Source organism: Arthrobacter sp., from assembly GCF_031988865.1.
Lineage (GTDB): Bacteria > Actinomycetota > Actinomycetes > Actinomycetales > Micrococcaceae > Arthrobacter_B.
In genome coordinates, this window is the sequence record NZ_DALZXY010000023.1 from 31,842 (window position 1) to 41,030 (window position 9,189).

Genomic DNA, 9,189 nt, shown 5'->3' on the forward strand with positions numbered 1-9,189 from the left:
AGCATGTGGAGATGTCTCCCACCCCGGCTCTCACAGCCCCTCAACGTGCCCAGGCCGCCGAAGAGCGCAGCGCACGCATCGCCGTCACCGTCTTCCCACTGCTGATTCTCGCCGGAGGCGCAGTGGCACTGCTGTTTCCAGCGCCGTTCACCGGCCTGTCTCCGCTGATCAATCCGGGCCTGATGGTGATTATGTTCGGCATGGGCTTGACCCTGACCCTTCCCGACTTCGCACTGGTGGTCCGGCAGCCGCTGCCCGTTCTCCTTGGCGTGGTGGCGCAGTTCGTGATCATGCCGCTGCTGGGACTCGGCATTGCCTGGGCCCTGCAGCTGAGCCCCGAGCTGGCCGCCGGCGTCATCCTGGTGGGCTGCGCGCCCGGTGGAACCGCCTCCAACGTGGTGACCTACCTGGCCAAGGGCAACGTCGCTCTGTCCGTGTCGATGACCTCCGTCTCCACCCTCCTTGCACCGATCTTCACCCCGTTGCTGGCTCTCTGGCTGGCCGGCCGCTACATGGCGGTCGACGCCGGCGCCATGGCCCTCTCGATCGTCCAGATTGTGCTGATCCCCGTGCTGCTGGGCCTGGTCATCAGGTACGTGGCACCCCGGCTGGTGGACCGGGTCCTGCCGGTCCTGCCGTGGGTCTCCGTTATTGCCATTACCTTCGTGGTGGTGGCCGTAGTTGCGGGCAGCGCCGCCGCCATCGCCACGGCCGGCTGGCTGATCCTGCTCGCCGTCGTCCTGCACAACGCCCTGGGCCTGGCCCTTGGGTACGGTACGGCGAAACTGTTCCGCCAGCCCATCGCGTCCCGGCGCACCATGGCCGTGGAAGTCGGGATGCAGAACTCCGGACTGGCCGCCGGCCTGGCACGGGACTACTTCACGCCCGAAGCAGCCCTTCCCGCGGCCGTCTTCTCCGTCTGGCACAACGTCTCCGGCGCAGTGATGGCAGCATTCTGGCGGCGCCGGCCCACCGCCTGATCCCGCGCTAAGCGCCCGCCGGGCCGGGCTTCGCTGCCGGCCGGGCCCGGAGATGCGCTTTCTCGCCCTGCGGCCCAAAGAGGGCCAGGAACTCCACGCTTCCTGCAGGGGTGCTGCCCATCCAGTGCGGCAGCGTGGTGTCGAATTCGGCGGCCTCACCGGGCTGAAGAAGCAGCTCCTGCGCGCCCAGCACCAGCCGCAGCGATCCGCTGAGCACATAGAGCCATTCATAGCCCTCGTGGGTCCGCGGCTCTGGAGTTTCTGCGTGCTTCCGGGCCGGCAGGATGTACTTGTAGGCCCGGATGCCGCCGGCCTTTTCGGTAAGCGGGATGATCGTGGCTCCGTGCCGCCGGAGCGGGCGCATGTGCACCCGCGGATCTCCGGTCGGCGGGGCTCCCACCAGTTCGTCGATGCTCACCCGGTAGGTCCTGGCAAGCGGCATCAGCAGTTCCAAGGTGGGGCGGCGGCCGCCCGACTCCAGCCGGGACAGCGTGCTCACGGAGATTCCGGTGTGTTCGGAAACTTCAGCCAGTGTGAACTGCCGGTCGGTGCGCAGTGAACGGAGGCGTGCGCCGACGCCACTGAGTGTGTCCTGGAAGGTTTCGTCCATGGACTGCATCTTGCCATACCGGCAAAAAAGTTTGCCTGTCCGGCGGTCTGTGCCAAGACTGGAATCAGGGAAGCGGTGAACGGCCGCTCGGGCAGGAGAACGAAACACGATGAACAATGCAACTGGCAATCAGGCACCACAGGCAACAGAGACAACCCAGGCTGCACAGGCGCAGCCAGCGCTGGCCGGTGAAACCTACGACGTCGTTGTGGTCGGTGGCGGGGCGGCGGGACTGAGCGGCGCCCTGGCGCTGTCCCGCGCGCGCCGCTCGGTCCTGGTGATCGACGGCGGCGATCCGCGGAACGCACCCGCCGGTCATGTCCACAATTATCTGGGACGCGAAGGAACCCCTCCGACAGAGCTCTATGCTGCCGGACGGAGCGAAATCGAAAGCTACGGGGCAGCCGTGGCTGAGGGGTTCGTAGCCGGGATCGCGCGGGAAGACGGCGGCCTGTTTGCCGTTGAGCTGACCGGCGGCGGACTTGTCCGGGCACGGCGGGTCCTGGCCGCCACAGGCGTCACGGATGTCCTCCCCGAGGTCCCGGGGCTGAGGGAGCATTGGGGGACCGGGGTGCTGCATTGCCCGTACTGCCACGGCTGGGAAGTCCGGGACCAGGCGATCGGTATTCTGGCCACCGACCTGCCAACCGCCGTCCACCAGGCGCTGATGTGGCGGCAGTGGAGCGCCGACGTCGTACTCTTCCTCAACGGCACCGGTGAACCGGACGCGGCCCAGGCGGAGCAGCTTGCCGCACGGGGCATCCGCGTAGTGCCCGGGGGTGTTGCGGGGATTGAGGGCCAGGACCGGCTCACCGGTGTCCGGCTGACCAGCGGGGAAGTCGAAGCCAGGGACGCCGTCGTGGTGTTCAGCCGGCTGAGCGCGCGGGCAGACTATCTGGCCGGCCTGGGGATCACTCCCACCGAGCAGTTCGCCGGCGAAACTCCGATCGGCACGGCCCTCACGGTAAATCCCATGGGCGCCACGGACATTCCCGGGGTTTACGCCGCCGGAAACCTGGCCGCGCCCATGGCCCAGGTGATCGGGGCGGCGTCCGCCGGGCTGATGACGGCTGCCGCCATCAACGGGGACCTGATCATGGAGGACACCGCCCTGGCCGTCGCTGCCCGCGCCTAGTCGCACTCCCGCACCCCTATCCTGATCCAAGTGGCCTGCGAATCCGGAGGGGAACATGATCACCAGTGCGGGAGTCCTGCTCTACCGTTTTGCGCCGTCGGGGGAGCGCCAGGTGTGGATCGCGCACATGGGCGGGCCGTTCTGGGCCGGGAAGGATGCCCACGCCTGGTCTATCCCCAAGGGCGAATACTCTCCTGGTGAAGACCCGTATGAGGCGGCGCTGCGGGAATTCGCGGAAGAAATGGGAAGTCCGGCCCCGGAGGCGGACTATGTGCTCCTCGGGGAGTTCCGGCAGTCCTCCCGGAAAACCGTCACTGTCTATTGCGCGGAGGCTGACTTTCAGCCGGAGCGGATTATCAGCAACACCTTCCCGTTGGAGTGGCCTCCGCGTTCAGGCCATTTTCTGGAGGCTCCGGAGATTGACGACGCCGGCTGGTTCAGTCTGGCCGCGGCGCGCACCAAGCTGGTCAAGGGGCAGGTTCAGGTGCTCGATGCTCTGGAGGCCGGATGATCGGGGAGCTGCGTGACGAAGAAGACCGCGTGCCTCGCTTGTGAACCACGTCGAATCGAAGTAGATACTCGTCCTGATCGCGCTTGGATTCGGTCTATTAGCACTAATCCAAGTAGTCGTTCGTAAACAGAATCCACCTTCGCGGGCGCAGACCCTCGGAACTGCAACGATAGGCTTCCTCTTCATGATCGGAGCCGGAGTGGTGTTTTACGGCATAACCAATAGTTGATTTAGGTGACTTGCAGGACGCGGGACCGTGGGCCCCAGCCGGGCAGCTGAGGCCTAGGGGGAGCTAACCTCCACCGGCGCACCAAGGAACCGGCCGTAGTCGCTGGCCGCCCGCCGGATCCCGGACAGGGCCCGAACAGGAAGCGGCGTGAAGGGATGCAGGGTGATCACCGTCTTCTTCGCCGACGACTTCCTCGACCACAGCCCGGCGATGCGCCCATTGAGCACCAGGGTGGGCTTGAAAATGCCGTTGCCGCCAGGAACGGTCAGCGGAGCGTGCTCCGGGGCCAGGGCAGCGCTGCGGTCCGTGTAGCCCAACAGGTGCTCGTCGAATCCCGGAAGCAGGACAACAGAGGTGGTCCGGGAAGCGGTATCCGCGGCGGCAGGCAGGCTGCTGGAATCGTTCTTCAGCTGCCAGTAGGCAACACTGCCGTACTGCACCTCCTCCAGTTCCGTGGCTGCCGCCGCCAGGCCGGCACGGATATCCGCCAGGGGCAGCTTTGACCACCAGGAAATGTCCGCCTCCGTGGCGGGGGCCCGGCCGGCCAAATAGCGGCGCACCAGTTCCGCCAGAGATGCTTCCCGGTCCAAGTGTCGGGGCCGGAGAACCCACTCATCCAGCAGCACGAACAACTGCTCGGACCCGTCCATCGGCCCCAGGACGGTTATGCCGGTAACTGACAGATGCCACAGCAGATGGTAGCCGCGCTGCCCGGTGGTGCGGATGCCGTCAGCCTCGAAAAGCCCCAGCAGCTGCCGGCGGCTGAGCCGGCCCCCGTCGGAGAGAGCGCCTACGGCAATCGCTCCGGCCTTCGCCAGGGTCCCGGCATCGAGCTCGAGTTCCACCTTCCGCCGGACGGCCGAGCGCAGGATCCGTTCGGACGTCAGGGCCAGGGTCCAGTGGACATCCTCGGCCCGCAGGACGTGGAGCGTCCCGCGGAAGGGCCAGCTACGGACCAATGTGCCGTCGTCGAACGCCGCGGCCACTTCGCCGAGGGTGCTCCCGGAACGCAGGCCCAGTGACCATATGGCACCCGGGAGGTCCTGTCCCTGCAGGGCGAACAGCCGGTCCACAACCCCAGCGGGGCCGCCGGTGAGGCTGACCGGCGTCGTTAGTCCGTGGCTGTGCAGCCGCTGGTGCAGCAGCTCGGTGCGTGTTCGGCTCTCCATGCTGAGGCTCCCGCCCGCCGGGAACCGGATGTTCCGCAGCAGCCAAAGTCTAGGACAGCGGAACCGTGCTGTCCCTTAGGGCGCCGGCCGCGGCGTGAGCTCGAGCATGTGCGCCTCCACATAGTCCAGCGCCAGCCGCACGGCGCCGGTGGGAACCAGCATCTCGCCCAGCCCGGAGACGGCGAGGCGCGGCGGGTTCGGGACGTAGCGTGCCAGCTCCTCGGTCATGACCGGCAGCAGGGCGGTGGCGGAAGCAGCCACGGCGCCGCCAAGCACAATCAGCCGCGGGTCGAAGAAGGTGGAAACAAGGGCGAGCACCCGGGCCATGCGCCGGGCGATCCGGTCCAGGATCTCCGCGGCCACAGCATCCCCGGCGGCGGCAGCCTCAAAGACGTAACGGGCCGAGGCTCGGTTGGTTCCGGGCCCCACGAGTTCACGGATCCGTCCGTTGTGTCCGGCTTCCAGGGCCGCACTGCCCCAGAGCCGGGCAAGCTTGGCAATACCATCCTGGTTTCCGACGCCGTCGACCAGTTCCAGCCCACCCATGTCTCCGGCCCGGCCACGGGCGCCGTGGATCAGTCGGCCGGATTCGATGACACCGGTCCCCAGGCGTTCGCCGGCCAGGATGACGGCCAGATCGGACTCGTTTACGCCGGCGCCTCGCCACCGTTCGGCCAGCGCGGCCAGCTTCGCGTCGTTTTCCACGAGGACGGGCCACCCGCCGGTCTGTCCGAACTCAGCCGTCAGCCCAAGATCGAACATCGGAGCCAGTTCCTGCCCGGGAGCTATGGCTCCCTGACCGGTCACCTGCGCGGCGATTCCCATCGCGGCGCAGAGGACGGACGACGCCGGAATCCCGGCGTCGGCCAGTGCGGCGTCCGCTGCGGCCAGGACGGCCGCCCGCCGTTCGTCCGGCGTGCCGCCGTGGCGGGGGAAACGTACTTCAGTTTGGCCCACTACTGTCCCGGCCAGATCGGCGACCAGCACGCGGACGGTGGCAAGGCCGACGTCGAGTCCCAGGACGTGCCCGGCGTTTTCGTTGAACTCGAAGCGGCGGGCGGGGCGGCCCTTTTGGCCGCCGGTGCGGGCCGATTCCCTCTCGCGGGCCCAGCCCCGGGCGATCAGGTCGTCACAGACGGCGATCACCGTGGCGCGGGTCAGCCCGGTGGCCTCGATCAGGTCGGATCCGGTGACGGACGGGACCGAGCGCAGTACATCCAGTACGGTGCGCAGGTTCGTGCGGCGCAGGAGCTGCGGGGTGCTGGCGGAGGAGTCCATAAGGTGCCCTTTTGACGAGTGGCGTTCGTAACAGCATAATTGTACTAGTTCATATATTTAGTCCCTAAATATAAACACTGGATTTATTGTCGAGTGCCTGAGGAGGCCCAAGTGACGATCCGCGTCGGCATCAATGGTTTTGGCCGTATTGGCCGCAATTTCCTCCGCGCCGCCCTGCAGAACGGAAGCGGCTTCGACGTCGTTGCCGTGAATGACCTGGGCGACCCGAAGCAGCTGGCCCACCTGCTGAAGTACGATTCCGTTGCCGGACGGCTGTCCCAGCCGGTCTCCGTCGATGATGGCAACCTCGTGGTGGGGGAGAAGACCATCAAGGTGCTGGCCGAGCGCGATCCCGCGAACCTGCCCTGGGGTGAGCTGGGTGTGGACATCGTCATCGAGTCCACCGGCTTCTTCACCAGCGCCGAGGACGCCAAGAAGCACATCGCTGCCGGCGCCCGCAAGGTGCTCATTTCGGCTCCGGCCAAGGGTGAGGACATCACCATTGTGATGGGCGTCAACGACGGCGACTATGACAACGCGCAGCACAACATCATTTCCAATGCCTCCTGCACCACCAACTGCCTCGCGCCGATGGCGGATGTCCTGAACAAGGAATTCGGCATCGAAAAGGGCCTGATGACCACGGTGCACGCCTACACCGCGGATCAGAACCTGCAGGACGGCCCGCACAAGGACCTGCGCCGTGCCCGGGCTGCCGCCCTGAACATGGTGCCGACCTCGACCGGCGCCGCCAAGGCGATCGCCCTGGTCCTCCCGGAGCTGAAGGGCAAGCTGGACGGCTTCGCCATCCGCGTACCGGTGCCCACAGGCTCGGCAACAGACCTCACCGTGACCCTGGCCAAGGACACCACGGTGGAGGAAGTCAACGCAGCGTTCCGCGCCGCCGCGGCGACCGAGCAGTGGTCCGGCATCCTGAACTACACCGAGGACCCGATCGTGTCCTCGGACATCGTCGGGGACCCGGCGTCGTGCATCTTTGACTCCGGCCTGACCAAGGTCATGGGCAACCAGGTCAAGATCGTCGGCTGGTACGACAACGAATGGGGCTACTCGAACCGCCTCGTGGACCTCACCGGCCTGGTCGCTTCCAAGCTCTAACCGCAGCCAATCCGAAGGCGTGCCCGTTTCCGGGCACGCCTTCGGTGCGCATAAAGCCTGGCCCGCTCGCTGGAGAGGGCCAGCAGGATCAAGACATCCAGCGCATACGCCGGCCGCTCGCCCTGAAGCGTGTGGCTGGGGTCGCCGGCCAGGAACGAAGCCCCCTGCAGGATGATGGACCCTGAACTCAGGGCCATAGCCGTAAGCCTGGCCCAGTTGCTTCCCCGCAGGATCAGCAGGGCGAGCCCGGTTTCGAAACAGGCGAAAACCAGGATAACGACGGCGAGCGGAACGTACGTGCCGGCGTCGTCGAGCACCTGACCGTCCTCTCCCACCAGATCCGCAACCCAGGTCCGCTCCGCCGAGCCGCTGAACAGCAGGCCGGCCATCGACAGGGCCGCAATCACCCGCAGGAACACCAGGGCCGCACCGACCACTGTTGGCGCCGGAGGAAGTTCCCGGCTCTCAACACGCACCGGTGTGCTGTCCCCGGGCTGCAGAGGAAGCGCTGCCAGGTCCACGATCGGCAGGTCGCCGTCGGTCTCGATGGAATCCCCGCCGCCATTGCGCGAGTGGTAGCCGGAGGAGAAGTCCTTGATCACCGTTACCGTGACGGCAGGAGACACCGCGCTGAGTGAGGCCACCACATGGTCCCGTTCCTGGTCCACGTCCGCGCCAATCCGGTGCGTGACCTGCAGTGTGAAGTAGGAGACCCCCACCGAGCGGTCATACGAAGCGGCAGCCAGCCACTCCACGGCGATTCCGCCGGGCAGCTTCCACCCGTCCGGGCATTTCCAGAAACGCACGTGGTGGCGCTGGCCGGGCGTCCCGTCGACCTCCTGCTGATAAGCGAAGTCCTGCTGGCGTCCAAAAAGGAACAGGGGACTGACCGGAGCGTTGTCATAACTGCGGCGCAGCACCGTGGAGGTAATGATGTGCCAGCTGCTTCGCAGGTCCACCGGATCCGCCTCGGTCCACCCCGCCTTGTCCAGCGCTTCCCGGAGCCGTGATTCCGGGCCAAGGAGCGCCAGATTAACCGGATCCCCGAAAAGGCCGTCGCTGGTGCGGGACCGTCCCATAAAGTAGTTCGGGATGTAGATGCGTGTCAGGATGCGGTGCAGCCTCGGCAGGACCAGGTAAGCCAGTACTGCCCAGAAGATCAGCAGGAACCAGATATAGCGCCAGCTCAGGCTCTCTTCCAGCAGCAGCACGGCAAACCACACGGCGGAGATCCCGCCGAAGACAAAAAACGCCCAGTCGATGAGTTTTTCCGGGGCAGGAGCTTCTTCCCCGTTCCCGGCCGCCGAACCCGTCTGAGCCATAGGCCCAGCATTTGCCGTGCAGGCAGCCGGGTCAACCCCGTTACAGGAGCAGCGCAGATGACCCGGTGAAGTTGACCGTTCCCGCCCTTGATCTGTCGGCCTGATTGTAGGCTGTCGGCACCGGCTTCAGCCCCCCCCCATCGGAGGAACGCATGCGCCTCGGACCACACGTGCACCGGATCGGCAACGACATCGTGGCCGCCTACCTGATCGTCACGCCGGAGGGGATTACCGTTGTCGACGCCGGATTGCCCGGACAGTGGAAGGACCTGCTCTCCGAGCTGTCCTCCCTCGGGCGGCGCCTGGCCGATATCAAGGGCCTGGTCCTCACCCACGGCGACAGCGACCACCTTGGCTTCGCGGAGCGGCTGCGGCGCGAGACCGGCGTGCCGGTATACCTGCATGCCGCGGATACCGCCCAGGCACGCGGTGGCAGGAAACCCGGCGGCAAGGCCGGGCCGATGCGGCCGGGTCCCACGCTTCGGTTCGCTGCCTATGGCCTGCGCAAACGGGGCTTTCGCACGCCGAAGCTGGCGGCGTCGCTGGAAGCCGCCGACGGTGACGTGCTGACGTTGCCTGGTTCCCCGCGGGTGATCGGATTGCCCGGTCATACACCCGGCAGTATCGCCGTGTATTCTCCGCTGGCCGACGCCGTGTTCGTCGGTGATGCGCTGACCACCCGTAACGTCCTCACCGGCCGCCCGGGCGCTGCCCTCTCGCCGTTCACCGCGGACCGGGAACAGGCGCTGGCGTCGCTGGACCGGATCTCTGACCTCGACGCCGCGTGGGTCCTGCCGGGTCACGGCACTCCGTGGCACGGCCCGCCGGCGGATATT

General features: G+C 66.8%; 9 protein-coding genes. 5 read left to right on the top strand and 4 right to left on the bottom strand.

All coding sequences use genetic code 11. The annotated features are described in order from the left end of the window. The first annotated feature begins 11 nt into the window (after nt 1-11). Nucleotides 12-980 (top strand): bile acid:sodium symporter family protein, encoded by a 969-nt coding sequence (locus RTN46_RS06460; RefSeq protein WP_312179949.1) that lies wholly within the window; start codon nt 12-14, stop codon nt 978-980. A gap of 7 nt (nt 981-987) precedes the next feature. On the opposite strand, the gene RTN46_RS06465 is transcribed toward RTN46_RS06460, so the two are convergent. Continuing rightward, complete coding sequence (locus RTN46_RS06465; RefSeq protein WP_312179951.1) at nt 988-1,590, bottom strand: XRE family transcriptional regulator; 603 nt, start codon at nt 1,588-1,590, stop codon at nt 988-990. A 109-nt stretch (nt 1,591-1,699) separates the two neighbouring features. Here RTN46_RS06465 and RTN46_RS06470 point away from each other — a divergent pair, with 109 nt between their 5' ends. Beyond that, nucleotides 1,700-2,725: an NAD(P)/FAD-dependent oxidoreductase gene (locus tag RTN46_RS06470; protein WP_312179953.1), complete on the top strand. Its 1,026-nt coding sequence runs from the start codon at nt 1,700-1,702 to the stop codon at nt 2,723-2,725. A 55-nt stretch (nt 2,726-2,780) separates the two neighbouring features. Beyond that, nucleotides 2,781-3,236: an NUDIX domain-containing protein gene (locus RTN46_RS06475; RefSeq protein ID WP_312179955.1), complete on the top strand. Its 456-nt coding sequence runs from the start codon at nt 2,781-2,783 to the stop codon at nt 3,234-3,236. Nucleotides 3,237-3,518: 282 nt separating this feature from the next. Here RTN46_RS06475 and RTN46_RS06480 read toward each other — a convergent pair whose 3' ends face one another. Together RTN46_RS06480 and RTN46_RS06485 are read right to left on the bottom strand one after the other, a co-directional pair. Then, nucleotides 3,519-4,634 carry a winged helix DNA-binding domain-containing protein gene (locus tag RTN46_RS06480; RefSeq protein WP_312179957.1) on the bottom strand — a complete coding sequence of 372 codons (1,116 nt, stop codon included), beginning with the start codon at nt 4,632-4,634 and terminating at the stop codon, nt 3,519-3,521. A 75-nt stretch (nt 4,635-4,709) separates the two neighbouring features. Continuing rightward, entirely contained in the window at nt 4,710-5,912 is a 1,203-nt protein-coding gene (locus tag RTN46_RS06485) for an ROK family protein (RefSeq protein WP_312179959.1), read from the bottom strand. A gap of 111 nt (nt 5,913-6,023) precedes the next feature. Here RTN46_RS06485 and gap point away from each other — a divergent pair, with 111 nt between their 5' ends. Continuing rightward, on the top strand, nt 6,024-7,031 hold the full coding sequence (gap, locus tag RTN46_RS06490; RefSeq protein ID WP_312179961.1) for a type I glyceraldehyde-3-phosphate dehydrogenase: 1,008 nt from the start codon (nt 6,024-6,026) through the stop codon (nt 7,029-7,031). Here the strand turns inward: gap and RTN46_RS06495 are convergent. Next, the gene (locus RTN46_RS06495) at nt 7,028-8,353 is read right to left on the bottom strand and encodes an LssY C-terminal domain-containing protein (protein WP_312179963.1); all 1,326 of its coding nucleotides are present in this window, start codon (nt 8,351-8,353) and stop codon (nt 7,028-7,030) included. The genes gap and RTN46_RS06495 overlap by 4 nt on opposite strands. A 152-nt stretch (nt 8,354-8,505) precedes the next feature. Here RTN46_RS06495 and RTN46_RS06500 point away from each other — a divergent pair. Then, nucleotides 8,506-9,189 (top strand): MBL fold metallo-hydrolase (locus RTN46_RS06500; protein ID WP_312179965.1); only part of this gene is annotated, 684 nt, incomplete at its 3' end.

Excerpts from the sequence above, each read along its gene's own strand:
- RTN46_RS06480 (WP_312179957.1), bottom strand. The coding sequence starts at position 4,634 with ATGGAGAGCCGAACACGCACCGAGCTGCTGCACCAGCGGCTGCACAGC.
- RTN46_RS06465 (WP_312179951.1), bottom strand. The coding sequence starts at position 1,590 with ATGGACGAAACCTTCCAGGACACACTCAGTGGCGTCGGCGCACGCCTC.
- RTN46_RS06475 (WP_312179955.1), top strand. The coding sequence starts at position 2,781 with ATGATCACCAGTGCGGGAGTCCTGCTCTACCGTTTTGCGCCGTCGGGG.
- RTN46_RS06495 (WP_312179963.1), bottom strand. The coding sequence starts at position 8,353 with ATGGCTCAGACGGGTTCGGCGGCCGGGAACGGGGAAGAAGCTCCTGCC.
- RTN46_RS06485 (WP_312179959.1), bottom strand. The coding sequence starts at position 5,912 with ATGGACTCCTCCGCCAGCACCCCGCAGCTCCTGCGCCGCACGAACCTG.
- RTN46_RS06460 (WP_312179949.1), top strand. The coding sequence starts at position 12 with ATGTCTCCCACCCCGGCTCTCACAGCCCCTCAACGTGCCCAGGCCGCC.
- RTN46_RS06470 (WP_312179953.1), top strand. The coding sequence starts at position 1,700 with ATGAACAATGCAACTGGCAATCAGGCACCACAGGCAACAGAGACAACC.